Source organism: Rhizobium sp. WSM1328 (assembly GCF_057653715.1).
In genome coordinates this window covers 4375621-4400994 of the sequence record NZ_CM172788.1, presented here as the reverse complement: position 1 = coordinate 4400994, position 25374 = coordinate 4375621, and the positions used below count along the sequence as shown (strand labels likewise).

22 protein-coding genes are annotated in these 25374 nt (G+C 61.9%); 19 read left to right on the top strand and 3 right to left on the bottom strand.

Features of this window, described 5'->3' with window-relative positions; all coding sequences use genetic code 11:
- Window positions 1-4: 4 nt before the first annotated feature.
- The 8 genes from AC2444_RS21770 (at window position 5) to coaA (ending at window position 4882) form a co-directional block, all read left to right on the top strand.
- The gene (locus AC2444_RS21770; protein WP_012759581.1) at window positions 5-490 is read left to right on the top strand and encodes a DUF2628 domain-containing protein; all 486 of its coding nucleotides are present in this window, start codon (window positions 5-7) and stop codon (window positions 488-490) included.
- 2 nt (window positions 491-492) lie between these two features.
- The gene (gene hisH, locus AC2444_RS21765) at window positions 493-1143 is read left to right on the top strand and encodes an imidazole glycerol phosphate synthase subunit HisH (RefSeq protein WP_012759580.1); all 651 of its coding nucleotides are present in this window, start codon (window positions 493-495) and stop codon (window positions 1141-1143) included.
- 127 nt (window positions 1144-1270) lie between these two features.
- Window positions 1271-1453 (top strand): hypothetical protein, encoded by a 183-nt coding sequence (locus AC2444_RS21760; RefSeq protein WP_012759579.1) that lies wholly within the window; start codon window positions 1271-1273, stop codon window positions 1451-1453.
- Window positions 1450-2007, top strand: coding sequence for a hypothetical protein (locus tag AC2444_RS21755; RefSeq protein WP_012759578.1), 558 nt, complete (start codon window positions 1450-1452; stop codon window positions 2005-2007). The genes AC2444_RS21760 and AC2444_RS21755 overlap by 4 nt, the downstream gene beginning before the upstream one ends.
- A gap of 6 nt (window positions 2008-2013) precedes the next feature.
- Window positions 2014-2760, top strand: coding sequence for a 1-(5-phosphoribosyl)-5-[(5-phosphoribosylamino)methylideneamino]imidazole-4-carboxamide isomerase (gene hisA / locus AC2444_RS21750; RefSeq protein WP_012759577.1), 747 nt, complete (start codon window positions 2014-2016; stop codon window positions 2758-2760).
- The gene (gene hisF / locus AC2444_RS21745; protein WP_012759576.1) at window positions 2761-3549 is read left to right on the top strand and encodes an imidazole glycerol phosphate synthase subunit HisF; all 789 of its coding nucleotides are present in this window, start codon (window positions 2761-2763) and stop codon (window positions 3547-3549) included.
- A gap of 17 nt (window positions 3550-3566) precedes the next feature.
- Entirely contained in the window at window positions 3567-3890 is a 324-nt protein-coding gene (locus AC2444_RS21740) for a phosphoribosyl-ATP diphosphatase (RefSeq protein ID WP_012759575.1), read from the top strand.
- Window positions 3887-4882 carry a type I pantothenate kinase gene (gene coaA, locus AC2444_RS21735; protein WP_012759574.1) on the top strand — a complete coding sequence of 332 codons (996 nt, stop codon included), beginning with the start codon at window positions 3887-3889 and terminating at the stop codon, window positions 4880-4882. Before AC2444_RS21740 ends, coaA begins: the two co-directional genes overlap by 4 nt.
- 6 nt (window positions 4883-4888) lie before the next feature.
- On the opposite strand, the gene AC2444_RS21730 is transcribed toward coaA, so the two are convergent.
- The 3 genes from AC2444_RS21730 to AC2444_RS21720 form a co-directional block, all read right to left on the bottom strand.
- Window positions 4889-5500 carry an alpha-ketoglutarate-dependent dioxygenase AlkB family protein gene (locus AC2444_RS21730; RefSeq protein WP_128438351.1) on the bottom strand — a complete coding sequence of 204 codons (612 nt, stop codon included), beginning with the start codon at window positions 5498-5500 and terminating at the stop codon, window positions 4889-4891.
- Window position 5501: 1 nt separating this feature from the next.
- Window positions 5502-5945: an alternative ribosome rescue aminoacyl-tRNA hydrolase ArfB gene (arfB, locus tag AC2444_RS21725; RefSeq protein WP_011649864.1), complete on the bottom strand. Its 444-nt coding sequence runs from the start codon at window positions 5943-5945 to the stop codon at window positions 5502-5504.
- A 108-nt stretch (window positions 5946-6053) separates the two neighbouring features.
- Window positions 6054-7664, bottom strand: coding sequence for a phosphoenolpyruvate carboxykinase (locus AC2444_RS21720; RefSeq protein ID WP_012759572.1), 1611 nt, complete (start codon window positions 7662-7664; stop codon window positions 6054-6056).
- A gap of 337 nt (window positions 7665-8001) precedes the next feature.
- Between AC2444_RS21720 and AC2444_RS21715 the strand changes: the two genes are divergently transcribed.
- The 11 genes from AC2444_RS21715 (at window position 8002) to addA (ending at window position 25344) form a co-directional block, all read left to right on the top strand.
- Window positions 8002-8736, top strand: coding sequence for a response regulator transcription factor (locus AC2444_RS21715; RefSeq protein WP_197725694.1), 735 nt, complete (start codon window positions 8002-8004; stop codon window positions 8734-8736).
- 185 nt (window positions 8737-8921) lie between these two features.
- Window positions 8922-10712: a sensor histidine kinase gene (locus tag AC2444_RS21710; protein WP_012759570.1), complete on the top strand. Its 1791-nt coding sequence runs from the start codon at window positions 8922-8924 to the stop codon at window positions 10710-10712.
- A complete protein-coding gene (locus AC2444_RS21705) occupies window positions 10709-11161 on the top strand; it encodes an HPr kinase/phosphorylase (RefSeq protein ID WP_012759569.1) in 453 nt (150 codons plus the stop codon). Before AC2444_RS21710 ends, AC2444_RS21705 begins: the two co-directional genes overlap by 4 nt.
- Before the next feature lie 149 nt (window positions 11162-11310).
- Complete coding sequence (locus tag AC2444_RS21700) at window positions 11311-11712, top strand: PTS sugar transporter subunit IIA (protein WP_003544139.1); 402 nt, start codon at window positions 11311-11313, stop codon at window positions 11710-11712.
- Window positions 11713-11721: 9 nt separating this feature from the next.
- Window positions 11722-11997, top strand: a complete 276-nt coding sequence (locus tag AC2444_RS21695; protein WP_003544133.1) for an HPr family phosphocarrier protein — start codon at window positions 11722-11724, stop codon at window positions 11995-11997.
- A 156-nt stretch (window positions 11998-12153) separates the two neighbouring features.
- Complete coding sequence (ahcY, locus tag AC2444_RS21690; protein WP_017995606.1) at window positions 12154-13554, top strand: adenosylhomocysteinase; 1401 nt, start codon at window positions 12154-12156, stop codon at window positions 13552-13554.
- Between the two features lie 203 nt (window positions 13555-13757).
- The gene (locus AC2444_RS21685; RefSeq protein ID WP_012759567.1) at window positions 13758-16343 is read left to right on the top strand and encodes a sensor histidine kinase; all 2586 of its coding nucleotides are present in this window, start codon (window positions 13758-13760) and stop codon (window positions 16341-16343) included.
- Complete coding sequence (locus tag AC2444_RS21680; protein ID WP_012759566.1) at window positions 16340-17857, top strand: bifunctional tRNA (adenosine(37)-N6)-threonylcarbamoyltransferase complex ATPase subunit type 1 TsaE/phosphotransferase; 1518 nt, start codon at window positions 16340-16342, stop codon at window positions 17855-17857. Before AC2444_RS21685 ends, AC2444_RS21680 begins: the two co-directional genes overlap by 4 nt.
- Window positions 17858-17870: 13 nt before the next feature.
- Window positions 17871-18602: a nucleotidyltransferase family protein gene (locus AC2444_RS21675; protein WP_012759565.1), complete on the top strand. Its 732-nt coding sequence runs from the start codon at window positions 17871-17873 to the stop codon at window positions 18600-18602.
- A gap of 3 nt (window positions 18603-18605) precedes the next feature.
- Window positions 18606-21800, top strand: a complete 3195-nt coding sequence (gene addB, locus AC2444_RS21670; protein WP_012759564.1) for a double-strand break repair protein AddB — start codon at window positions 18606-18608, stop codon at window positions 21798-21800.
- A complete protein-coding gene (gene addA / locus AC2444_RS21665; protein WP_012759563.1) occupies window positions 21793-25344 on the top strand; it encodes a double-strand break repair helicase AddA in 3552 nt (1183 codons plus the stop codon). The genes addB and addA overlap by 8 nt, the downstream gene beginning before the upstream one ends.
- The last annotated feature ends 30 nt before the right edge of the window (window positions 25345-25374 follow it).

Below are 25374 nucleotides of genomic sequence, written 5' to 3'. Positions count from 1 at the left end.
GGCAATGACATCCAGCTATATCTTTCTGACAGCGCCCGGCAGCGCGAACGCGACGGCCGATGAGACGCGAACCATCCGTGATGGCTTCACGTTGCTCGGCTTCTTGTTTCCATGGGTCTGGCTGCTGGCGCATCGGCTTTGGCTGCATGCGGCCGCCGCCTTTCTGCTACAGGGGATTGGCGGTGCGCTGATGGACGAACCGGGCCTCGGGCCGGCGGGAACGGCAATCCTGCTGGGCGTGAATATTCTGGTCGGTCTCGAGGGCCAGAATTTCCGTGTCCGCAACCTTGCTGCCAAGGGCTGGAACGAAGACTCGCTCATTGCCGCGGATACGATCGGCGTTGCCGAGCAGATCTATTTTTCGGACCGGGCGGTCATCGCCGCTAGTGACGACGCCGCGGCACCGGACTGGCAGAACAAGGCCCGTCCGATGGGCCCGCACGGCGATGCAACATCGCTTGGTCTCTTTGGTTTTGATGGAGGACGCTGACGATGCGCGTCGCGATTATCGACTATGGCTCCGGTAACCTGCGCTCGGCGACCAAGGCTTTCGAGCGTGCCGCCCACGAAGCTGGCATCGATGCCCATATCGATCTTACCGACAGGGCGGAGGATGTTGCCGCGGCCGATCGTATCGTGCTTCCCGGTGTCGGCGCCTATGCCGATTGCCGGCGCGGCCTCGATACCGTGCCTGGGATGGCCGAGGTGTTGATCGAGGCTGTCGAGAAGAAGGCGCGGCCGTTCCTCGGTATCTGCGTCGGCATGCAGCTCATGTCCTCGCGCGGCCTCGAGAAGACCGTGACGCGCGGTTTCGGCTGGATTCCCGGCAATGTCGTCGAGATGACGCCGGATGATCCCGCCCTCAAGATCCCGCAGATCGGCTGGAACACGCTCGACCTGAAGTGCCAACATCCGCTCTTCGAAGGAATTCCGACGGGGTCGCAGGGACTGCACGCCTATTTCGTGCATTCCTACCATCTTGCCGCCGTAAACGCCGAGGATGTTATTGCGACGGCGGACTATGGCGGTCCGATGACCGCTTTCGTCGGGCGCGACAACATGGCCGGAGCACAGTTTCACCCGGAAAAGAGCCAGAAGCTCGGCCTGGCCCTGATCGCCAATTTCCTGCGCTGGAACCCGTAGAGCATTGTTCACCCAATTCCGGAGACAAAACCGCTACACAGTTTTGCTGGAATTGCTCCAAGGGCTGGCTTTTAATACAGCCGCCTTATTTCCCTTGTATGGAAACGGCGGAACAGGAGTGAGCTCGATGCCGGCTTCACGGAAATCAGCCAAGGTGTTCTACACGTTGCGGCCCTCCAGGGAAGGCTTGCCCCCCTTTACCGATATCAAGCTTCCCGGCGGCACGATCATCCGCCGCGTCGACGAAGCCATCCATAGGAAAGCGCTTTCCAACGCAGCCAAGGCGCTGAAAGAAAGGCTGGACCGATGATCCATGAATCTTTCCCCGCAAACGACGGTCCGAGCCGGCGGCAAAACGGCGTCAGCGCCGGCGACATCGCCGAGGCCGTGCTGGAATTCTATATCGAAGGTGAGGACGATCTGATCGGCCTGCTCGCCTACGCACTCTACGAGCGGCAAAAGCGCGATTTCGTTCTCAGCCATCGCAAGCGGAACGCCGGCCGTTCGCCCGATGAGGCCGAGCTTGCCGCCGTCAACAGCAATTATCTCTCGACCGACCTGCGCAATACGTTGCGCGACCGCGCCTCGCAGATCCTTTCGAGTTATGCCGAAACCTATGTCGAGGCGATGGAGCCGCAGATCCGACTGACCGCCGTCAACAGCGATGCGTTGCGCCAGGTGCGAAACATCGAGAAATCGATCAAGAGGCGCCTGGGCTTCTGGCGTCAGGTCCGGGCCGGCTTTGCCGTCACCCTGCTGCTGCTTCTGCTCTTCGGCGCGGCTACCATTGCCGCTGTCTTTTTCCGCTCGGATATCGTAGATGCGTGGAATGCGCTGATGGTACCGACCAGTTTACGGACGTAAGACGAGATGATCCTTTTTCCCGCGATCGACCTGAAAGGCGGCCAATGCGTCCGCCTGAAGCTCGGCGACATGCAACAGGCAACGGTCTACAACACCGACCCGGCCGCCCAGGCGAGATCCTTCGAAGATCAGGGTTTCGAATGGCTGCATGTGGTCGATCTCGACGGCGCCTTTGCGGGACATTCGGCCAATGGCGATGCCGTCGAAGCGATCTTGAAGGCAACTGACAATCCCGTACAGCTCGGCGGCGGCATTCGCACGCTCGATCATATCGAGGCCTGGCTGTCGCGCGGGCTGCGGCGCGTCATTCTCGGCACCGTCGCGGTCAGAAATCCGGCGCTGGTGATCGAGGCCTGCCGGAAATTTCCTGGTCATGTCGCCGTCGGCATCGATGCCAAGGGCGGCAAGGTGGCCGTCGAGGGTTGGGCGGAGGCCTCCGAACTCGGTATCATTGAACTCGCCAAGAAATTCGAGGGCGCCGGCGTCGCCGCGATCATCTACACCGATATCGACCGTGACGGCATCCTGGCCGGCATCAACTGGACTTCGACGCTGGAACTTGCCGACGCCGTTTCCATTCCCGTCATCGCCTCGGGCGGCCTTGCCTCTCTCGACGATATCCGCCGCATGCTGGAGCCGGATGCTCGGAAGCTGGAAGGGGCGATTTCAGGCCGTGCGCTTTATGACGGCCGTATCGATCCCAAGGAAGCGCTGGCGCTGATCAAGGCGGCCCGGACCAAGGAGACCGTGTAAATGACCCTCAAGGCCCGTGTCATTCCCTGCCTCGACGTCAAGGACGGCCGCGTCGTCAAGGGCGTCAACTTTCTCAATCTCGTCGATGCCGGCGATCCCGTCGAAGCCGCGAAGGCTTATGACGCGGCCGGCGCCGACGAACTCTGCTTCCTCGACATAACCGCTTCCTCGGACAATCGCGAGACGATCTTCGATGTCGTATCGCGCACCGCCGACCAATGCTTCATGCCGCTGACGGTCGGCGGCGGGGTGCGTACCATCGCCGATATCCGCAAGCTGTTGCTGTGCGGTGCCGACAAGGTCTCGATCAATTCGGCAGCGGTCAGCAATCCCGACTTCGTCACCGAGGCGGCCGACAAGTTCGGCGACCAATGCATCGTTGTTTCGATCGATGCCAAGCGCCGAAGAACGCAGGCGGTCGGCGGCGACAATCTCAGCGCCTGGGAGATCTATACCCATGGCGGCCGCAACGCGACCGGCATCGATGCCGTCGAATTCGCCCAGAAAATGGTGGCGCGCGGCGCCGGCGAGCTGCTGGTCACCTCGATGGACCGCGATGGCACCAAGGTCGGCTACGATCTGGAGCTGACGCGGGCGATCGCCGATGCGGTGCGTGTGCCGGTCATCGCCTCCGGCGGCGTCGGCGATCTCGACGATCTCGTCGCCGGGGTGAAGGAGGGGCATGCCAATGCCGTTCTCGCCGCGTCGATCTTCCACTTCGGAACCTATTCCGTCAGCGAGGCGAAGCACTATATGTCGAAGTGCGGCATCGCCATGCGTCTCGACTGAACCTTGAAAGCAGACCTATGAGCGGATTTTCCCTTTCCGATCTCGAGAGCATCGTCGAAGAGCGATCGAAAGCCTCGCCGGAGCAATCCTGGACAGCCAAGCTCGTGGCTGCCGGTCAGCCGAAAGCGGCAAAGAAGCTCGGCGAAGAGGCGATCGAAGCCGTGATGGCGGCGGTGACCGGCGACCGCGACAACCTGACCTACGAGGCCGCCGATGTGCTCTATCACCTATTGGTCGTATTGAAGATTGCTGAAATACCGTTAGAGGATGTCATGGCCGAGCTCGAGCGCAGAACCGCGCAGTCCGGCCTCAAGGAAAAGGCCAGCCGGCAGAGTTCATGAGTATCGCGACTGAGATTATCGGGGTGCCGGAAACATTGGATCACTTCCAGTCGGAATCCTATTCGCCCTACCACTTCTTCTCTTCCGAACAATGGGCGAAATTCCGCGCCGATACGCCGTTGACGCTGACGAGCGACGAGGTCAAACGGCTGCGTTCGATGGGCGATCCGATTGATCTCGACGAGGTCCGGCGCATCTATCTTTCGCTGTCGCGGCTGCTCTCGGCACATGTCGAATCCTCGCAGATGCTGTTTGAACAGCGCAACCGCTTCCTCAGCCTGTCTGATGTGACGAAGACACCCTTCGTCATCGGCATCGCCGGCTCGGTCGCTGTGGGCAAATCGACCACCGCCCGTATCCTCAAGGAGCTCTTGGGGCGCTGGCCTTCCAGCCCGAAGGTCGATCTCGTCACCACCGACGGTTTCCTCCACCCCAACGCCGTGCTGCAGCGGGAAAAGCTGATGCAGCGCAAGGGTTTTCCGGAAAGCTACGACACGGCTGCGATCCTGCGTTTCCTCTCGGCGATCAAGGCCGGGCGGCCGGATGTGAAGGCGCCCAGCTATTCTCACCTCGTCTACGACGTGCTGCCGGACGAATACAAGATCGTCGACCGGCCCGACATCCTGATCTTCGAAGGCATCAACGTGCTGCAGTCGCGCGACTTGCCGGCCGGCGGCAGGATCGTGCCGATGGTCTCCGACTTCTTCGACTTCTCGATCTATATCGATGCCGCCGAAGACGAGATCCATAACTGGTATGTCACGCGCTTCATGCGGCTGCGCGAGACCGCCTTCCGCGATCCGAATTCCTATTTCCATCGCTATGCCTCGATCAGCGACGCGGAAGCGCTTGATATCGCCGAGGATCTTTGGGCAAACATCAACCTGAAGAACCTGCGCCAGAACATTCTGCCGACGCGTCCGCGCGCCGATCTCATCCTGAAAAAGGGCAAGGATCACCTGATCGAACAGGTTGCGCTGCGAAAACTATAGTAGGCTCTAGGGATTGACGCGGCGGAGCGTCAGATTGATGCGGCCGCCATTCTTCAGCAGCGTCGAAGTCGCCGGATGGATACGGTCGACGCCATGGAAGCACAGCCTCCCCTCGCCGCCCAGTACGACCAGGTCACCGCTCGAAAGCTTGAAAGATAGCGTGCGATCATTGTGGCTGAGGCCGCCGACGCGAAAGAGGCAGCTGTTGCCGAGCGAGATCGAGACGACAGGCGCCTTGAAGTCCTGTTCGTCCTTGTCCTGATGCAAGCCCATGCGCGCTTCGTCGGAGTAGAAATTGACGAGGCAGGCTTCCGGCGGCCTGTCGTACCCTGAAATGTCATTCCAGATATCGAGCAATTGCTGCGGCATATCAGGCCAGGGTCTGCCGGTTGCTGGGTGTGTCGGCTGGTAGCGATAGCCGTGCTCTTTGTCCGTCACCCAGCCGAGCGGCCCGCAATTGGTCATGCGCACGGACATCGGCTTGCCGGTGCCGGGCATGGCGGGCACATAAAGCGGCGCTTCGGCGACGACGGTGCGGATCGCCTCGACCAATGCCTCCTGACGCGCTCGATCGAGGTAACCGGGGAGATGGCGGATGCCGCTCAAGAGCTCCGGCATATCACTCACCGCTGCCGCCGCCGGGGCGGCCGCGCATTTTCTTGACTTCCGAGCGACCGGACTTTTCCTTCAGGCGGCGTTCGACCGAACCCTTGGTCGGCCTGGTCTTCTTGCGTGGCGGCGGCGGCGGCTTGGCGGCCTCGAGGATCAATTCCTTCAACCGGTCGCGCGCATCCTCGCGGTTGCGGTCCTGGCTGCGAAACCGGCTCGCCTCGATCATCAGCACGCCATCCTTCGACAACCGCCGACCGGCGAGCTTGATCGCATTGGTTTTGACACGATCATTGAGGGACGGCGAATTCGCGATGTTGAAGAACAGCTGGACAGCGGTCGAGACCTTGTTGACATTCTGCCCGCCGGGACCGCCCGCCAGAACGAACTGTTCCGTCAGTTCCCATCCGGCGATGGTGATCCTGTCATCGATATAGAGTGCGTCGCTGGCCATGCGGCGTTCTATCTCACATCGGCGGCGAATTGAAAATATCGGCTGTGACATGGAAAACCCGGCGATCTTGCGATGCCGGGTTTCACGTGAGTCAGAGGTTTGATCTACTTATTCGGCAGCGAGCTTTATGCCGGGGGCCGCATCACGGACGCCGCCGTCGACGTGGTCCTCGAACTTGGCGAAGTTCGCAATGAACATCGAGACCAGCTTTTCGGCCTGCGCGTCGTAGGCTGCCTTGTCGGCCCAGGTCGAGCGCGGATCGAGAATGCTGCCGTCGACGCCGTCGACGGAGACCGGCACGGCGAAGCCGAAGTTCGTGTCAGCACGGAATTCCGCCTGTCCAAGTTCACCGCTAAGGGCAGCAGCGAGAAGCGCACGCGTCGCCTTGATCGGCATGCGCTTGCCGGTGCCATAGGCGCCGCCGGTCCAGCCGGTATTGACAAGCCAGCATTGGACGTCATGACGACCAATCAGCTCCTTGAGCAGATTGCCATATTCGGCCGGGTGCCGCGGCATGAAAGGAGCGCCGAAGCAGGTGGAGAAGGTCGCTTCCGGCTCGACGACACCCTTTTCGGTGCCAGCCACCTTGGCGGTGTAGCCGGAGAGGAAGTGATACATCGCCTGATCCGGCGTCAATCGGGCGATCGGCGGCATGACGCCAAACGCATCGGCAGTCAGCATGATGATCGTTTTCGGATGCCCGGCGCGGCCTGTTTCCGAAGCGTTCGGGATGAAATCCATCGGATAGGCGCAACGGGTGTTCTCGGTCAGCGACCCGTCGTCGAAATCCGGCTCGCGGCTTTCGTTCAGCACGACGTTTTCCAGCACGGTGCCGAAACGCTGTGTCGTCGCATAGATTTCCGGCTCGGCTTCGGCCGAGAGGCGGATGGTCTTGGCGTAGCAGCCGCCTTCGAAGTTGAAGATGCCGTTTTCGCTCCAGCCGTGTTCGTCATCGCCGATCAGCGTCCGGGCCGGATCGGCCGAAAGCGTCGTCTTGCCGGTGCCGGAAAGGCCGAAGAAGACCGCCACGTCACCGTCCGGGCCGACATTGGCCGAGCAGTGCATCGGCATCACGCCCTTGGCCGGCAGCAGGTAGTTGAGCACGGTGAAGACCGATTTCTTCATTTCGCCGGCATAGGAGGTGCCGCCGATGAGGACGAGACCGTTGGTGAGATCGCAGGCGATCACCGTTTCCGAACGGCAGCCGTGGCGGGCCGGATCGGCCTTGAAGCTCGGCAGATCGATGATCGTCAGCTTCGGCACGAAGCTGGACAGCGCTGCGGTATCAGGGCGGATCAGCAGATTGCGGATGAACAGCGAATGCCAGGCGAATTCGGTCACGACGCGGGTCGGCAAGGCATGGCCTTCCTCGGCGCCGCCGACGAGATCCTGGACAAAAAGCTCCTTGCCCGCGGCATGCGCCAGCATATCGTCGCGCAGCACGGCGAAATGCTCCGGCGAGATCGGCTTGTTGTTGTCCCACCAGATTTCGCCATCGGTATTGATATCGCGAACGACGAACTTGTCGCGCGGCGAACGGCCAGTGTGCTGGCCGGTGAGAGCCCGCAGTGCGCCCTGAGCGGTCAGTTCGGCTTCGCCCCGGCGGATCGCTTCTTCATAGAGCGCGGCGGCGGAAAAGTTGTAGCGAACGCTGGATGCGCCGCCCAATCCAACCGTTGCCAGCTCTATTGCCGGGTTATGAACTCCGAACATTTCCATGGCTAGTTCCCTTCACTCAGGCTCGTTGCCGTTAAAACTAATCGCGAAAATACGGGCAGAAATTTTAAAACACAAGATGGAAAATCTGAGAAAATGCAGTGATATCAAATAATTAATCGATTTAAATTTATCGTTCTAATTTTAAATCGTTTGAATAGGTCGCGTTTAGACCATCGGAAGCACCACCTAAGATTGCCAGCGAATTTTACGGCAATCCTCCCCTTTATCTTTGCCACAATTTGTTCCACCTTTATCCTCCATAAGCGCATCCGGTCACTGAGACCGCCTGGGGAGAGCAAATCCGGGAGATTGCGCACTGATGACGGAGACCAACACCATGCCGACAATCGCGCTCGTTGATGACGACCGCAACATCCTCACCTCGGTGTCGATCGCACTGGAGGCTGAAGGATATAAGGTCGAGACGTATACGGACGGTGCTTCGGCGCTCGACGGCCTGCTGGCGCGACCGCCGCAGCTGGCGATCTTCGACATCAAGATGCCGCGCATGGACGGCATGGAACTGCTGCGCCGCCTGCGGCAGAAGTCGGACATTCCCGTCATCTTCCTCACCTCCAAGGATGAGGAGATCGATGAACTCTTCGGCCTGAAGATGGGCGCCGACGATTTCATCACCAAACCGTTTTCGCAGCGTCTGCTGGTGGAGCGCGTGCGCGCCGTCCTGCGCCGCGCGTCAAGCCGCGAAGCCGCTGCTGCCGGCACCAGCCCCACCGGCGCCCCGAAGACCGGCGCGGTCCAGCAGGCCCGCTCGCTGGAGCGCGGGCAGCTGGTCATGGACCAGGAACGCCACACCTGCACCTGGAAGGGTGAGGCAGTGACGCTGACGGTGACCGAATTCCTGATCCTGCATTCGCTGGCGCAGCGCCCCGGCGTCGTCAAAAGCCGCGACGCGCTGATGGACGCAGCCTATGACGAACAGGTCTATGTCGACGACCGGACCATCGACAGCCACATCAAGCGGCTGCGCAAGAAATTCAAGATGGTCGACAACGACTTTGATATGATTGAAACACTCTACGGAGTGGGATACCGCTTCCGCGAAGCAGCCTGAGCCCCGAGCGGCGCAGCGCACTCCTGCATAATTTCCTCAATCGGCATCGATTTAAGGATTAAATTATGCAGCAGTTCAAAATGTCACAGCGTCCTTTGCGCGTCTGAAAAGACGCGCGGCGCTGTCGGAAATGTTGAGGGCTGCGGGCCGGTCCATCCGGCCCCGCCCTTCGAAAGGGCCTGTCATTGGCACAGTTGGTGCAGGAAAGGGATCTGGACGATGCGGAGGGCGTGAGCACCCGTCGCGTCCGAGGCCGCCGTTGGTCGCATCCCTTCACCCTGATCCGCCGGATCTTCGGCAATGCCGTCTTTTCGAGCCTGACACGGCGCATCCTGTTCTTCAATCTCGTTGCGCTGGTGGTGCTCGTCGGCGGCATCCTCTACCTTAACCAGTTCCGCGAGGGATTGATCGACGCCCGCGCCGAAAGCCTGTTGACGCAGGGCGAAATCATCGCCGGCGCCGTTTCGGCCTCCGCGTCGGTCGATACGAACTCGATTACCATCGATCCGCAGAAGCTGCTCGAGCTGCAGGCCGGCCAGAGCATCACCCCGGTGCCGAACGATGAGGACCTTGAATTCCCGATCGATCCCGAAAAGGTCGCGCCGGTCCTGCGCCGGCTGATCTCTCCGACGCGCACGCGCGCCCGTATCTTCGATGCCGATGCCAACCTGCTGCTCGATTCGCGCCATCTCTATTCGCGCGGCCAGGTGCTGCGCTTCGACCTGCCGCCGGTGGAGGAAGAGAAACAGACCTGGAGCGAGTGGTTCGCCACCCTGTTCAACAAGGCGCTGCAGCCCGGCAATCTGCCGCTCTATAAGGAAGCGCCGGGTGGCGACGGCTCGATCTATCCCGAAGTGATGAACGCGCTCACCGGCGTGCGCGGCGCGGTCGTGCGCACCACCGAAAAAGGTGAACTCATCGTTTCCGTCGCCGTGCCGATCCAGCGCTTCCGCGCCGTGCTCGGCGTTTTGCTACTATCGACGCAGGCGGGCGACATCGACAATATCGTCCATGCCGAACGGCTTGCCATCATGCGCGTCTTCGGCGTGGCGACACTCGTCAACGTGCTGCTTTCACTGGTGCTGTCATCGACCATCGCCAATCCGCTGCGCCGTCTTTCGGCAGCGGCCATCCGCGTCCGCCGCGGCGCCAAGACGCGCGAAGAGATCCCCGACTTCTCTGCCCGCCAGGATGAAATCGGCAACCTTTCCATCGCATTGCGCGAGATGACGACGGCGCTCTACGACCGCATCGATTCGATCGAGAGTTTCGCGGCCGATGTCAGCCACGAGCTGAAGAACCCGCTCACCTCGCTGCGCAGCGCCGTCGAAACGCTGCCGCTTGCCAAATCCGACGATTCCAAGAAGCGGCTGATGGACGTCATCCAGCACGATGTCCGCCGCCTCGACCGGCTGATCAGCGATATCTCCGACGCCTCCCGTCTCGACGCCGAACTCGCACGCGTCGATGCCGGCTCCGTCGACATGGAGGTGCTGCTGCGCGACCTCATCGAGGTTTCGCGCCAGGTCAGGAGCACCAAGAAGCAGGTGGAAATCGAATATGCGATCGAACGCAAGCCGAACGTCAAGACGCGCTTCGTCATCAACGGCCACGATCTACGCATCGGCCAGATCATCGCCAACCTGATCGAGAATGCCCGCTCTTTCGTGCCGGAAAAGGGCGGCAAGATTATCGTGCGGCTGGTGCGGACGCGTTCGCGCTGCGTCACCACGATCGAAGACAACGGCCCCGGCATCCAGGCGGAAAATATCGACCGCATCTTCGAGCGCTTCTATACGGACCGACCGGAGGCGGAAGGCTTCGGCCAAAATTCGGGGCTCGGCCTTTCGATCAGCCGGCAGATCGCCGAGGCGCATGGCGGGTCGCTGAGAGCCGAAAACATCACCGATGCCGAGAGCGGGCATGTGCTCGGCGCGCGCTTCATCCTCTCTTTGCCAGTCGGCGCCGCAGCATGACCGAGGCAGCCTTCAACATCCATGCGACGGCGATCGTCGTCGGCAAGACGGGGCTGTTGTTCAGCGGCCCCTCCGGCTGGGGAAAATCGATGCTGGCCTTCACCTGCATGACCGAGGCGCGCCGCCTCGGACTGTTCACGGCGCTGGTCGCCGACGACCAGGTTCTTCTCTCAGCGGAGGCCGGCGCGGTGATCGCCACGTGCCCGGCGTCGATCACCGGGCTGATCGAGCTTCGCGGCACCGGCATCGTTCATCAGGACCATATTCCCAAGGCGACCATGCATTATGCCGTGCTTCCAGGCAGCGCTACCGGTGAAAATCGGGTGCCTCCCGAGGGCGAAATGGTGAGCCTTGTCGCCGATTTTTCGCTCCCCGCATTGCGGTTGCTCACAGGCGTCTGCTCACCCCTTGCGATCCTGATGGCAAAAGTGCCGGATATCGGGCGCTGAGGCCTTCCGGATTGGTCAATCTGCCTTATATATTCGCATTTTTATCTTGCACTTCGGCTTTTCATAGCCAAGATGTGCCCCCACCGGTGGACGTAATTGCTGCATTGCGATATTGGGTCCACCGTTTCGTCTATGGGAGCAGTAATATCATGATCGGACTTGTGCTTGTCACGCATGGCAAGCTGGCTGAAGAGTTTCGTCATGCTGTCGAGCACGTCGTCGGTCCTCAGAAATTCATCGAGACGGTTTGTATCGGTCCCGAAGACGACATGGATCAGAGACGGCAGGACATTCTGGAAGCCGTTTCCGGTGCCGATGATGGCCATGGCGTCGTCATCCTGACCGACATGTTCGGCGGCACGCCGTCCAATCTCGCCATATCAGTCATGAGCAGCGGCCATACCGAAGTCATTGCCGGCGTCAACCTGCCGATGTTGATCAAACTTGCCGGGGTGCGCGGCGAGAACAACATGGAGAAGGCGCTGGTGGAGGCCTCCGAAGCTGGGCGGAAATATATCAATGTCGCGAGCCGTGTGCTCAGCGGAAAATAACGGGCCTTCATGACATCGCTCTCCCGGGAACTCCTTATCATCAACAAGCGCGGTCTTCACGCGCGCGCTTCCGCCAAATTCGTGCAGATGGTCGAGACCTTCGATGCCGCCATCACCGTTTCCAAGGATGGAATGACGGTCGGCGGAACCTCCATCATGGGCTTGATGATGCTTGCGGCAAGCCCCGGCTCGAGCGTCGTCGTCTCGGCGAGCGGCAGCCAGGCCGAGGAAGCGCTGGAGGCCCTGGACCAGCTGATCCAGAATAGGTTTGGCGAAGAGATGTGAGCTCCGATCGAGCTCATATAAACATATAAAGACTTCTTTATATCCTTATTGCCATCACCGGCGAAGCCTGCTAAACGGCCAACATGCCGTGCGCTTGCACGCGGGTTATTTTCGCGCCTGCGCCAATTTTGAGACGTTTTCAGCCTGGAGGCCTCTATGAGCACTGAAAAAGATTATGTCGTCGCCGATATCGGGCTTGCGGATTTCGGCCGCAAGGAAATTACGATCGCCGAAACCGAAATGCCGGGCCTGATGTCCTGCCGCACCGAATTCGGCCAGACAAAGCCGTTGAAGGGCGCGCGCATCACCGGCTCGCTGCACATGACCATCCAGACGGCCGTGCTCATCGAAACGCTGGTCGCGCTCGGCGCCGAAGTCCGCTGGGCCTCGTGCAACATCTTCTCGACGCAGGATCATGCCGCTGCCGCGATCGCCGCTTCCGGCGTGCCTGTCTTCGCCATCAAGGGTGAGTCGCTCGACGATTACTGGGTCTACACCGACAAGATCTTCCAGTGGGCCGATGGCGGCCTTTCCAACATGATCCTCGATGACGGCGGCGACGCCACCATGTACATCCTGCTCGGCGCCCGCGCCGAAGCCGGCGAGGACGTGCTGTCTCATCCGCATTCCGAAGAAGAGGAAATCCTCTTCGCACAGATCAAGAAGCGCCTTGCCGCTTCGCCTGGCTGGTTCACCAAGCAGCGCGACGCGATCAAGGGCGTCACCGAGGAAACGACGACTGGCGTCAACCGCCTTTACCAGCTCAGCCAGAAGGGCCTGCTGCCCTTCCCGGCGATCAACGTCAACGACTCGGTGACCAAGTCGAAGTTCGACAACAAGTATGGCTGCAAGGAATCGCTGGTCGACGGCATTCGCCGCGGCACCGACGTCATGATGGCCGGCAAGGTTGCCGTCGTCTGCGGATACGGCGACGTCGGCAAGGGTTCTGCCGCTTCGCTCTCCGGCGCCGGCGCCCGCGTCAAGGTGACAGAAGCCGATCCGATCTGCGCATTGCAGGCTGCGATGGACGGTTATGAAGTCGTTCTGCTCGAGGACGTCGTTTCCTCGGCCGATATCTTCATCACCACCACCGGCAACAAGGACGTCATCCGCATCGACCATATGCGGGCGATGAAGGATATGGCGATTGTCGGCAATATCGGTCACTTCGACAACGAAATCGAAGTCGCTGCACTGCGCAATCTCAAGTGGACCAACGTCAAGCCGCAGGTCGACCTGATCGAATTCCCCAAGGGCAACCGCATCATCCTCCTTTCCGAAGGCCGTCTGCTCAACCTCGGCAACGCCACCGGCCATCCGTCCTTCGTGATGTCGGCTTCGTTCACCAACCAGACGCTGGCGCAGATCGAACTCTTCACCAAGCCCGACCAGTATTCCAACCAGGTCTATATCCTGCCGAAGCATCTCGATGAAAAGGTCGCACGCCTGCATCTCGACAAGCTCGGCGTCAAGCTGACTGAGCTTTCTGCGGAACAGGCTGCCTATATCGGCGTCTCGCCGAAGGGGCCGTTCAAGTCCGACCACTACAGATATTGATCTGATCGTTAATATCCACAAGATGTAGAAGCCGCGGCATTGACAAATGCCGCGGCTTATTTTTTGGACGCTCCCTTCCCGCCGATTCCCTTCCGAAGTATTGTTTTAAGACTTGATTCGTGACGCCGGACCCTGTCCGGCCGCTGCGAAAATGGGATGTCTTGTCGTAATGCGGCACATTGAAGGACGGAGACATACCGCGGATGTCGGAAATAAAAAGCAGCCTGCCCGGTCAGGCGGATGATGGCGCACGCGCCCATCGCCGTCCGCTGATGGCAGGTCAAGGATATAAATCTGCAACGGCACACGAGGCCGCAAAGCAAGAGCACGGACCATTGGCGCGCTTCCTGAAAAGCTGCGCGGCCGGCACGGCGCTTGCCGCGCTGGCGCGGCCGGCCCTGGCACAGGCGGAGCAGCAGGCGGCGGCGACGGCTCACCTCTTCACATCCTCGCAAGTGATCGGTGTTTCCGTCGTCATCGGCGTCATATCGGCAGCACTGCTGTCGACGCTGTGGCTCGTGCGTCAGCGCGGCAACCTGGAAAACGAGAGCCGGGAAATCCGCTCGGCGCTCTCCGATGCCCAGCAGCGCATTTCGCAATACCAGGCTCTGATCGCCGACAAGAACCGGCGGATCGTCATCTGGGACGGCAATGCGCGCCCCGAACTGCTCGGCCAGCTTCCGCCTGAGACCGGCGCGCCGCAGGACGGCGAATTCCTGGCCTTCGGCCTGTGGCTGAAGTCACGTTCGGCTTCCGAGCTGGAAAAGGCGATCGACCGGCTGCGCGACGAGGCACAGAGCTTCGACATGGTGGTCGAAACCATCCGCGACGAAATCCTCGAGGCGCAGGGCCGGGTTTCCGGCGGGCGTGCCTTCGTGCGTTTCGTGGCGCTCAACAATCTGCGCGCCGAGCTCGCAGAACTCAGGATCGAGCGCGACCGGCTGATGACCTCGATCTCCGCCTTCCAGACCATGCTCGACGCGATCGACATGCCGGCCTGGCAGCGCGATCCGGTGGGTCGCCTCACCTGGGTCAACCAGGCTTATGGCGAGGCGGTCGAAGCGCGATCGCCGCAGCAGGCGATCAATGAAGGCCGCGAGATGCTGACGACCGTGGCGCGCGAACGCATTCGCGCCACGACGACGCCGGAGTCGCCCTTCCACGACAAGATCTCGACGGTCGTGCACGGAAACCGCACATTCTTCGACGTCGTCGACGTCAGGGTTCCCGGCGGCTCGGCCGGCATCGCGATCGATGTGTCCGACATAGAGGCCGTGCGCGCCGAGCTGGAACGGACGCTGAAGAGCCATGCCGAAACGCTCGACCATCTCGCCACGCCTGTTGCCATCTTCGATGGCGAGCGCCGGCTGCAATTCTACAACCAGGCCTTCGTCGCGCTCTGGGAGCTGGATATCGCCTTCCTCGAAGGCCGGCCCGACAATAGTGAGCTGCTCGAGCGGCTGCGGGCGGCCAAGAAACTGCCGGACCAGCTCAACTGGAAAAGCTGGAAGGAAGCCGCACTTTCCGTCTATCGCGCGCTCGACACGCAAACCGATCTCTGGCATCTGCCGAACGGGCAAACGTTGCGCGTCTTTGCGACCGCCCATCCGCAGGGCGGCGCCACCTGGGTGTTCGAAAACCTGACCGAACAGGTCGATCTTGAAACGCGCTACAACACGCTGGTCAAGGTGCAGGGCGAAACGATCGACCATCTTTCCGAAGGTGTGGCGGTGTTCGGTCCTGATGGACGCATCCGCCTTTCGAACCCGGCCTTCCGCGCGCTCTGGGGGATCACCGAAACCGAAGCCAAGCCCGGCACCCATATTCGTGCGCTGGGCGAGGCCTGCGCCCCGTCCTATGACCAGCCGGACGGCTGGAAGACCTTCGCCGAACTGATCACCAGCTTCGACGACGAACGCCGCTCGGGCCAGGGAACGCTGGAACTCTTCTCCGGCCTGGTGCTCGACTACGCCGTCATCCCGCTGCCGAACGCGCAGACCATGCTGACCTTCGTCAATATGACGGACAGCGTGCGTGCCGAGCGCGCGCTGACCGAGAAAAACGAAGCGTTGCGCAAGGCCGACGAGCTGAAGAACGACTTCGTCCAGCACGTTTCCTATGAACTGCGTTCGCCACTGACCAACATCATCGGCTTCACCGATCTCCTGCGCACGCCGGGCGTCGGGCCGCTTACCGAACGGCAGGCCGAATATATCGACCACATTTCGACCTCGTCCTCGGTTCTGTTGACGCTCGTCAACGATATTCTCGACCTTGCGACCGTCGACGCCGGCATCATGCGCCTCAATTATGCGGATATCGATCTCAACGACCTGCTCGACGACGTCTCGATGCAGATCGCAGATCGCCTGCACGAAAGCGGTGTCGCGCTTGAAATCACCGCACCCGCCTATCTCGGCTCGATCGTTGCCGATCCGCAGCGGCTGAAGCAGATCCTTCTGAAGCTTCTGTCCAATGCGGCGAATTTCTCGCCCGAAGGCACCTCGATCTCGCTGGAATGCCATCGCGAAGGCACGGATTTCGTCTTTTCCGTCGGCGATCGCGGCCCCGGCATCTCACCTGACATGATCGCGACCGTCTTCGACCGGTTTGCTACGGGAGCGAAAAGCGGCAAACGCGGCGGCGCCGGCCTCGGCCTCTCGATCGTCGACAGCTTCGTCAGTCTGCATCATGGCGATGTGACGATCGACAGCGAGCCGGGCAAGGGCACGACCGTCGTCTGCCGTATCCCCTCGGTCGATGTCCCGCATTCCGCCGCCGCCGAATGACGACCAGCGATGCGATCTCGCTTTTCCTGAAAGACGAGGCGGCTACCATCCGCCTCGGTGAAGACCTGGCGCTGGCGCTGAAGGCCGGCGATTGCCTTGCCCTTTCAGGCGATCTCGGCGCCGGGAAATCCTCGCTCGCCCGGGCGATCCTGCGCGCGATGGCCGATGACGAGGGGCTCGAGGTCCCGAGCCCGACCTTCACGCTGGTGCAATCCTACGATCTGCGCATCGCCGTTTCGCATTTCGATCTCTACCGGCTCGGCGACCCTGCCGAACTGACGGAGCTTGGCTTCGACGAGGCCCTGCAGAACGGTATCTGCCTCGTCGAATGGCCTGAGATGGCGGAGAGCGAACTGCCCGCGGAGCGCATCACCCTGACGCTGGCGCATGAAGGCAGCGGCCGCCGGGCAACGATCGAAGCCGCTGGCGCGCAAAATACACGCATCCGCCGCGTCCTGGCGATCCGCGAGTTCCTTGATACCGCCGGTTACCCCACTGCGAAACGCCGATTTCTGACCGGTGATGCCTCGCTGCGCGCCTATGAGGCGATCTATCCGAAGGCCGGGAACCAGCGCATCATCCTGATGGACTGGCCGCCGCTTGCTGAAGGCCCGCCGGTTCTCGACGGCAAACCCTATCCCAAAGTCGCGCATCTTGCCGAAAACGCTTATCCGTTCGTTGCGATCGCCGATACGCTGCGCAAGGACGGTTTTGCGGCGCCCGAAGTCTACAAGGTGGATTATGATCAAGGTATCCTGCTGATCGAGGATCTCGGCAGCGACGGCGTGCTGGATGCCCACGGACAGCCGGTTATAGAACGCTATCGCGAAAGCGTTGCCTGCCTGGCCAGACTGCACGCCCTGAAATTTCCGCAGGACATCTCCGTTGGAAAGGGCCATGTCCACCATATTCCTGATTTCGACCGCACGGCGATGAAGATGGAGGTGCGGCTGGTGCTCGACTGGCACCTGCCCTGGAAGCGCCAGGGTGCACCTGCAACGGACGCCGAACGCGCGGATTATCTAGCGATCTGGGATGCGCTCATCGACGAGCTCGCAACGGCCGAGAAGAACCTACTGCTGCGCGATTTCCACTCGCCAAATATCATCTGGAGACCGCATGCGAAGGGCGTCGAACGGATCGGCCTCATCGATTTCCAGGACGCGATGATCGGCCCGACGGCTTATGACCTCGCCTCGATCGTCCAGGATGCGCGCGTAACGATCGAGCCGGACCTCTTCCGGCAGCTGATGGATGATTATCTGGGGCTTCGCCGCGCGCAGGGCTGTTTCGACGAAGCCGGATTTATGAAGGCCTGGGCGATCATGTCGGCGCAGCGCAACTGCAAGCTTGCGGGTCTTTGGGTGCGCTTGTTGCAGCGCGACGGCAAGCCGGGCTATCTGAAACATATGCCGCGGACGCTTTCCTATCTGAACGTCGCGCTCGAGCATGAAACGCTTGCCCCCTTGCGCGATTGGTGCGCAAGGGCTGGAATAGGCCAGAGCGAATCATAAGTTCCGGATCAGAATGACCATCAGACAAGCCATGGTACTGGCCGCGGGTCTCGGAACCCGCATGCGCCCGATCACCGATACGATCCCGAAGCCGCTGGTGAAGATCGACGGCAAGCCGATGATCGACTACACGCTGGATTGCCTGGTCGCGGCCGGCATCGAACGCGCCGTCGTCAACGTTCACCACCACGCCGACCAGATGCTCGACCATCTCGGGAATTATCACGGCCTCGACATCGTCATATCGGACGAGCGGGACGCACTGATGAATTCCGGCGGCGGCCTGGCGAAGGGGCTGAGGCTGCTTAGCCGCGACAATATCTTCGTCATGAACGCCGATCTTTTCTGGATCGGCGAACAGCAGGGGCGGCCGACGAACCTAGAACGCTTAGCCGGATTCTTTGATGCCGAACGCATGGATATGGCGCTGCTTTGCGTTGGGATCGAGGATACGACGGGTCACAACGGCAAGAACGACTTCAGTCTCGCGGTCGATGGCCGGCTGACGCGTTATCGCGATGATCCCTCCAATCCCGTCGTCTATGCCGGGGCGATCGTCATGAACCCGTCGCTGCTCGACGATGCACCGAAGGATGCCTTCAACCTCAATATCTATTTCGACAAGGCGATCGCGCGCGGACGGCTTTTCGGCATGGTGCTCGAAGGCCATTGGCTAACGGTCGGCACGCCCGACGCGATCGGCGAGGCGGAGGAAACGATCCGGCGACTGCGGACGTTTGCGTAAGCCATGGCGGAGCGGCACCAGCCACGCATCGTGACGATCCCCGCAGGCCTCTCCTTCCTGAAAACGCTGGCGACGACACTTTGCGACGGCCGATTGACGCCGATTTTCCGGCACGACGCCGATGATCCGCTATCGCTTGCCAAAGTCACGATCTACCTGCCGACCCGGCGCGCCGTGCGTGTGCTGCGTTCCGAATTCGTCGACCTGCTCGGCGGCCGCTCGGCGATCCTCCCCATGATCCGCCCGCTCGGCGAAACCGATGACGATAGCGGCTATTTCGACGAGGCGCTGCCGGCAACGATCGATCTCGCCCAGCCACTGTCGAATACCGCCCGTCTGCTGGAGCTTGCGCGCCTGATCCTCGCCTGGCGAAACAAGCTGCCGGAGATCGTCCGCCACATCCACTCGGACTCGCCGCTCGTCGCGCCGGCAAGCCCGGCGGATGCGATCTGGCTCGCCCGCAATCTTGCGGAATTGATCGATTCCATCGAGACCGAGGATCTTGACTGGTCGGAGCTGTCGAAACTCGATACCGGCGATTATGCCGCCTGGTGGCAGTTGACGGCGGAGTTCCTGCAGATCGCCAGCGCCTTCTGGCCCGAGCGGCTGGCCGAACTCGGCAAATCCTCGCCGGCGCGGCACAGAAACGCCATTCTCCGGGCCGAAGCAAGCCGGCTTTCGGCGACGAAACCCGCCGGGCCGATCATCATCGCCGGTTCGACGGGTTCCGTTCCCGCCACCGCCGATCTCATTGCCGCCGTCGCCCATCTGCCGGAAGGCGTGATCGTGCTTCCAGGTCTCGATCTCTCCATGCCCGAAAGGCACTGGCAGATGGTCGCGCCGGAACCGGCGCCCGGCCAACATGCCAATCCGGCAAGCCGGAGCCATCCGCAGTATGGTCTGTCTTCGCTGCTCAAGCGGCTGAAGCTGACGCGGGCCGACCTCACGCTCCTCGACAGACCGGAGGCCGATCTTGAGCGGCGTGCCGAAATCCTGTCGCAGGCCCTTGCTCCGGCGGAGGCGACCAGTGACTGGGGAGCTTGGAAAACCGACCTGCCGGCAGGCGCGCTGTCTTCGTCCTTCTCTGATGTCTCGCTGATTGAAGCCGCCAATGAGCGCGAGGAAGCAACCGCGATTGCCATCGCGCTCCGGCTGGCGCTGGAAAGACCGGGACAGGACAGCGAGAGCCGGGCAGCACTCATAACCCCGGATCGCAATCTTGCGCGGCGGGTGATGGCCGAGCTTTCCCGCTTCGGCATCCTCGCCGACGATTCGGCCGGTACGCCGCTTTCGGCCATGCCGCAGGGCACCTTGCTGCAATTGCTGCTGGAGGCAGCGCTGCGGCCGGGCGATCCGGTGGCGATCATCTCGCTGCTCAAACATCCGCTTGCCCGCTTCGGCCTGGAACGCGGCGCGTTGATTTCCGCTACCGAGGCGCTCGAGCTGCTGGCACTGCGCGGTGGCGTGGCAGAGGTGGATATCAGCACGCTGGAACCGCTGCTCGCTCACCAACTTGCCGAACAGGCCCTGGACAGGCACGCGCCGCAATGGCGAAAAGCGCTTTCGCCCGAGGCCGCCGACGCCGCATACGACCTTGCCCGGCGGGTGACACAAGCGACCGAGCCTCTGGCTTCGGCGCTGATGCGGGAGCGGCCGGAAGATCGTGGAAGAACAGCGCGCTTCACATTGTCGGAATGGGCGAAGCGCACCGGCCGTTCGCTTGAAGCGGTCGCGGTTGATCCGCACGGCAATCTCGCCGATCTCTGGTCGAACGAAGCGGGAGACGCCCTCGCCGCCCTGCTTGGTGAAGTGATCGACACGGACGGCCAGATGGAGGCCGACGGACCGCAATGGATCGACATCATGGCAGCCCTTGCCGCCGGTCATGCGGTGAAGCCACGGGCGCTCAGCCATCCGAGGCTCTTCATCTTCGGCACGCTGGAAGCCCGCCTGCAGAGCGTCGATACGTTGATCCTCGGCGGCCTGAACGAAGGCACGTGGCCGGGACAGACCGCCAATAATCCCTTCATTCCGCGCATGATGAAGACGGAGATCGGCCTCGAGCCTCCGGAGCGGCGCATCGGCCAGCTGGCGCATGATTTCGAGATGGCAAACGGTACGCGCCATCTGATCTATTCGCGCGCGCTGCGCCAGGGCTCAACGCCAACCGTCGCCTCGCGTTGGCTGCAGCGGCTGCTGGCGCTCGGCGGAGAGGCGTTCGAAGCGGAATTGAAGGGACGCGGTAATCGGTTCCTCCAATGGGCCGCTCTCATCGATCGAGGAGATGCTCAGGCGCCGGCGCAGCGCCCCTCGCCGAAACCGCCGCTGGCGCTGCAGCCGAAATCCTATTCCTTCAGTGAAGTCGGCCGGCTGCGCCGAGATCCCTATGCCATCTATGCCCGCCGTGTGTTGCGGCTCGACCCGGTCGAGCCGTTCAATCGCGATCCAGGGGCCGCCGAACGCGGAACGCTCTACCACAAGATCATCGACCGTTTCATCCGCGAAGCCCATATCGCCGGCACGCCGGATGCGGCAGCAGCGATGGAGGCCATCCTTTCAGAGCTTTTCGACATGGAAAAATTGCCGCCGCATATCGATGCCGTGTGGCGGCCGCGCTTTCGCGCGGTGGCCCGCGCCTTCCTTGAATGGGAGGCTGGACGCCGGCATGGCATCCTGAAAACGCTGACGGAAGTACGGGGCGGCATGGAGCTGGAGCCGATCAATATCCGGCTCACCGGCGTCGCAGACCGGATCGACGTCACGGGGCCACACTCGGCCGATATCATCGACTACAAGACCGGCTTCAATCCCTCGCCGGCGCAGGCACGCGTGCTTCTCGATCCACAGCTTGCGCTTGAAGCGGCCGCCTTGAGCGCCGGTGCCTTCCGCGATGCCGGCAGCCTCATGCCGCAGGACCTTCTCTATGTGCGTCTGCGTCCGGGAAGCCGCTTCCAGGTCGATACCGTCAACAATGAGAGTTCTGCCCGCAGCGACAAGGCGAAATCGGCGATGGATCTCGCCGCCGAATCGATCGACCAGCTGGTCAAATTCGTGGGGTTGCTGCAATCCAACGAAAGAGGCTTTACCTCGCGGCTGATCCCGGCCCAGCAATTCGATTTCGGCGGCGACTACGATCATCTCGCCCGCGTTTCCGAATGGTCGACGGCCGAAACCGAAGAGGGCGGCGGCGATGAGTGATGTGACCGCCATTCCCAACGACGACGATCCGGGCGCCTGGATCGGCTGGACGACGATCCAGCAGGCGATTGCCTCCGATCCGCTGCGTTCGGCATGGGTCTCGGCCAATGCCGGTTCCGGCAAGACGCATGTGCTGACACAGCGCGTCATCCGGCTGCTGCTATCAGGGGCGCGGCCTTCCGCCATTTTATGCCTGACCTACACCAAGGCCGCAGCGTCGGAAATGTCGAACCGCGTCTTCGAACGGCTGGCGGAATGGGTGGTGCTTGACGATGAAGACCTCGGACGGCGGATCACACAGATCGAAGGCATGGCTCCTGACGGACTGAAGCTTGCCGAGGCCCGCCGGCTGTTTGCCAAGGCGCTGGAGACACCCGGCGGACTGAAGATCCAGACGATCCATGCCTTTTGCGAGGCACTGCTGCATCAGTTCCCGTTGGAGGCCAACGTTGCCGGGCATTTCTCGGTTCTCGACGATCGCGCGGCGGTGGCGCTGCTTTCCGATGCGCGCCGAGCGCTGCTGACGGCAACGGCGCCTGACGAAGACAGCGCCCTTTCCGAGGCATTCGCCTACGTGCTCAATCTCGGCGATGAATCCGGACTGGAGAACCTGCTCGGCGACATCGTCGCCAACCGCAATGCCATTCGTCGTTTCACCGCGACGGCGGAACAGCAGGGCGGCGTCGAAGTGGTTCTGCGCAAAAGGCTCGGCCTTGCCGCCGGCGACACCGAAGACCGGATCGCGGCGCAATATTGGCCATTGCCCGCGCTTTCGGGCGGCACGCTGGAGCTTTATCTCTCGCTCGCCGACCAGAAAGGCGGTGCGAAGGCGCAAGAGGTTGCCTATGGCCTCAGGCTCACCGGGCGGGAGCGCGACGACGCAAGGCGCGCTGAGATCCTCGAAAAAATCTTTCTGACCGTGAAGGGCGAGCCCAAGGCGGACTCGCAATTCTTCGTCAAGGCCATGCTTGCCGAGGCACCGCAACTGGCGGAGGCTATCGCCATCGCCCGCGCGCATGTCGCAGCAAGCCGCGACCGGCTGAAGCTGATGCGGATGTACGGCGCCACGCATGCGGCGCTCGTGCTCGCCGATCGGCTGAATCACGACTATGAGGAGTTGAAGAAGCAGCGCAGCCAGCTCGATTTCGAGGACCTGATCACCCGCACCGCCGACCTCCTGACGAAAAGTGGCGTCGGCCCCTGGATCCACTACAAGCTCGATCGCGGCATCGATCATATCCTCGTCGACGAGGCCCAGGATACCAGCCCGATCCAGTGGAGCGTCATCCAGTCGCTCGCCGAAGATTTCTTCTCCGGCGAAAGCGCCCGGCCGATCGTGCGCACGCTATTTGCCGTCGGCGACGAAAAGCAGTCGATCTATTCCTTCCAGGGGGCGAGACCCGAGCGTTTTTCCGAGGAGAGCGACCGGACGCGGCGGCGCGTTTCCGACAGCGGGCAGAGTTTTTCCACCGTGCGGCTGCCGCTGTCGTTCCGCTCGACCGCCGACGTGCTTGAGGCCGTCGACCACATTTTCAAGGCACCCGAGAACGCGCGCGGCCTCAGCGCGCTCGGCGAACCGGTCGTGCATCGCTCCAGCCGCATCGGCCATCCCGGCGCCGTCGACCTCTGGGAGATGGTCGCGCCGGAAGCGGTGATGAAGGAGGAGGACTGGACGGCGCCCTTCGACGCGACGCCGGAAAGCGCGCCGGCCGCGATCCTCGCACGGCGGATCGCCCATTCGATCGGCAGTCTCGTCGGCCGCGAAACGATCGTCGACAAAGGCAAGGAGCGCCCGATCGAGGCTGGCGACATCCTGGTGCTGGTGCGTAAGCGCGACGCCTTCGTCAATGCATTGACGCGCGCGTTGAAGCGGCGCGGCGATATTCCCGTCGCCGGTGCGGACAGGCTCGTGCTGACCAGCCATATCGCCGTGCAAGATCTGCTGGCGCTCGGCCGTTTCCTGCTTCTGCCGGAAGACGATCTTTCGCTCGCCGCCGTGCTCAAGAGCCCGCTTTTCGACCTTTCGGAGGACGACATCTTTGCGGTCGCCGCGTTGCGTGGCGACAATCAGAGCGTCTGGAGCCATCTCAAAAGCTTCGCCGCCGACGGCACCGAGCGTTTCCGCGCCGCCGTCGAGAGGCTGGAGCTGTTTCTCCGGCAGTCCAGGAGCCTTTCGGTTCACGATTTCTATGCGCGCGTGCTGGGCAGCTACGGCGGGCGGCGGCAATTCCTTGCCCGTCTCGGCACCGAGGTCAGCGATATCCTCGACGAATTCCTGACCTTCACGCTCGACCACGAGACCTCCGGCCTTCCCGGGCTGCAATCCTTCATCTCGACGCTGGAACTCGAAGCACCGGTGATGAAGCGCGAGCAGGACAAGGGGCGCAACGAGGTGCGGATCATGACGGTGCATGCCTCCAAGGGTCTTGAAGCACCGATCGTTTTCCTCGTCGACGGCGGTTCGAAGGCCTTCACCCATACCCATCTGCCGAAGCTTCGTCTGATCGAGACCGGCCCCGACGAACCGCCGATGCCCGTCTGGGTTCCTGTCTCCGATCTCGCCAATTCGCTGACCCAGGATGATGCCGCGCGTATCCAGATGCTGGCCGAAGAAGAATATCGTCGGTTGCTCTATGTCGCCATGACGCGTGCCGCCGACCGGCTGGTCGTCTGCGGCTATCGTGGCGTGCGTGTGAACAACGACACCTGGCACATGATGATTTCGACGGCACTGCGCGACGACCATCCGCATGTGGAGGCGACCACATTCTCCGGTCCCGATGGGGAATGGCCGGGCATCAAATGGCGCGTGCCGCGGGTGGAACGAAGCTTCGAGCGTATCGGCCGCAGCGAAGAGCGCGGCAGCGAGGAGACCTTGCCGGACGGCCTGTTGCGGCCATTGCCGCCGCAGGCTGAGCTGCCCCGGCCGCTCAGTCCTTCCGGCGCCGGGACGATTATCGATGAAGACGCGGGTGGCCTGCTGGTCGTCTCGCCGCTGTTCGGCGAGACGGAGCGCAGCGATCGTTCACTGGAGAAAGGCAGGCTGATCCATCGCATGCTGCAGGCGCTTCCCGAAATTCCACTTGCGGAGCGACCTGATGCGGCCAGCCGTTATGCTGAACGGGCAGCTCGATTCTGGCCGGAAGCCGAACGGCGCAAGCTTGTCGATTCGGTTCTGAAACTATTGGACGAGGAAGGTCTGCAGGCCGTCCTCGGTGCGCAGGCCCAGCCAGAAGTTTCGATCATGGGAACATTGACGCTCGAAGATCGGCGCTATGCCGTCTCCGGCCGCATCGACCGTCTTGCCGTCCTTGCCGATCGCGTCGTCATTCTCGACTACAAGACCAATCGGGTGCCGCCGGCAACAGAGGAGGCTATCCCCTTCGCGCACCGGGCGCAGCTGGCGATCTATCGCGAGATCCTGACGCCACTCTATGCTGATAGGCGTATCGATTGCATGCTTGTCTATACCGAGAACGCCTCACTCTTCACGCTGAGCGAAAAAGCGCTCGGTTTGGCGCTTGCAGCGGTCAAGACAAAGTGAAATACCGGACATTGAAAATTCGGCACCGCA

Excerpts from the sequence above, each read along its gene's own strand:
- addA (WP_012759563.1), top strand. The coding sequence starts at position 21,793 with ATGAGTGATGTGACCGCCATTCCCAACGACGACGATCCGGGCGCCTGG.
- arfB (WP_011649864.1), bottom strand. The coding sequence starts at position 5,945 with ATGGCCAGCGACGCACTCTATATCGATGACAGGATCACCATCGCCGGA.
- ahcY (WP_017995606.1), top strand. The coding sequence starts at position 12,154 with ATGAGCACTGAAAAAGATTATGTCGTCGCCGATATCGGGCTTGCGGAT.
- addB (WP_012759564.1), top strand. The coding sequence starts at position 18,606 with ATGGCGGAGCGGCACCAGCCACGCATCGTGACGATCCCCGCAGGCCTC.
- coaA (WP_012759574.1), top strand. The coding sequence starts at position 3,887 with ATGAGTATCGCGACTGAGATTATCGGGGTGCCGGAAACATTGGATCAC.
- AC2444_RS21755 (WP_012759578.1), top strand. The coding sequence starts at position 1,450 with ATGATCCATGAATCTTTCCCCGCAAACGACGGTCCGAGCCGGCGGCAA.
- AC2444_RS21720 (WP_012759572.1), bottom strand. The coding sequence starts at position 7,664 with ATGGAAATGTTCGGAGTTCATAACCCGGCAATAGAGCTGGCAACGGTT.
- hisF (WP_012759576.1), top strand. The coding sequence starts at position 2,761 with ATGACCCTCAAGGCCCGTGTCATTCCCTGCCTCGACGTCAAGGACGGC.
- AC2444_RS21695 (WP_003544133.1), top strand. The coding sequence starts at position 11,722 with ATGACATCGCTCTCCCGGGAACTCCTTATCATCAACAAGCGCGGTCTT.
- AC2444_RS21760 (WP_012759579.1), top strand. The coding sequence starts at position 1,271 with ATGCCGGCTTCACGGAAATCAGCCAAGGTGTTCTACACGTTGCGGCCC.
- AC2444_RS21685 (WP_012759567.1), top strand. The coding sequence starts at position 13,758 with ATGTCGGAAATAAAAAGCAGCCTGCCCGGTCAGGCGGATGATGGCGCA.
- AC2444_RS21680 (WP_012759566.1), top strand. The coding sequence starts at position 16,340 with ATGACGACCAGCGATGCGATCTCGCTTTTCCTGAAAGACGAGGCGGCT.
- AC2444_RS21675 (WP_012759565.1), top strand. The coding sequence starts at position 17,871 with ATGACCATCAGACAAGCCATGGTACTGGCCGCGGGTCTCGGAACCCGC.
- AC2444_RS21740 (WP_012759575.1), top strand. The coding sequence starts at position 3,567 with ATGAGCGGATTTTCCCTTTCCGATCTCGAGAGCATCGTCGAAGAGCGA.
- hisH (WP_012759580.1), top strand. The coding sequence starts at position 493 with ATGCGCGTCGCGATTATCGACTATGGCTCCGGTAACCTGCGCTCGGCG.
- AC2444_RS21705 (WP_012759569.1), top strand. The coding sequence starts at position 10,709 with ATGACCGAGGCAGCCTTCAACATCCATGCGACGGCGATCGTCGTCGGC.
- AC2444_RS21715 (WP_197725694.1), top strand. The coding sequence starts at position 8,002 with ATGCCGACAATCGCGCTCGTTGATGACGACCGCAACATCCTCACCTCG.
- AC2444_RS21770 (WP_012759581.1), top strand. The coding sequence starts at position 5 with ATGACATCCAGCTATATCTTTCTGACAGCGCCCGGCAGCGCGAACGCG.
- AC2444_RS21700 (WP_003544139.1), top strand. The coding sequence starts at position 11,311 with ATGATCGGACTTGTGCTTGTCACGCATGGCAAGCTGGCTGAAGAGTTT.
- AC2444_RS21730 (WP_128438351.1), bottom strand. The coding sequence starts at position 5,500 with ATGCCGGAGCTCTTGAGCGGCATCCGCCATCTCCCCGGTTACCTCGAT.
- hisA (WP_012759577.1), top strand. The coding sequence starts at position 2,014 with ATGATCCTTTTTCCCGCGATCGACCTGAAAGGCGGCCAATGCGTCCGC.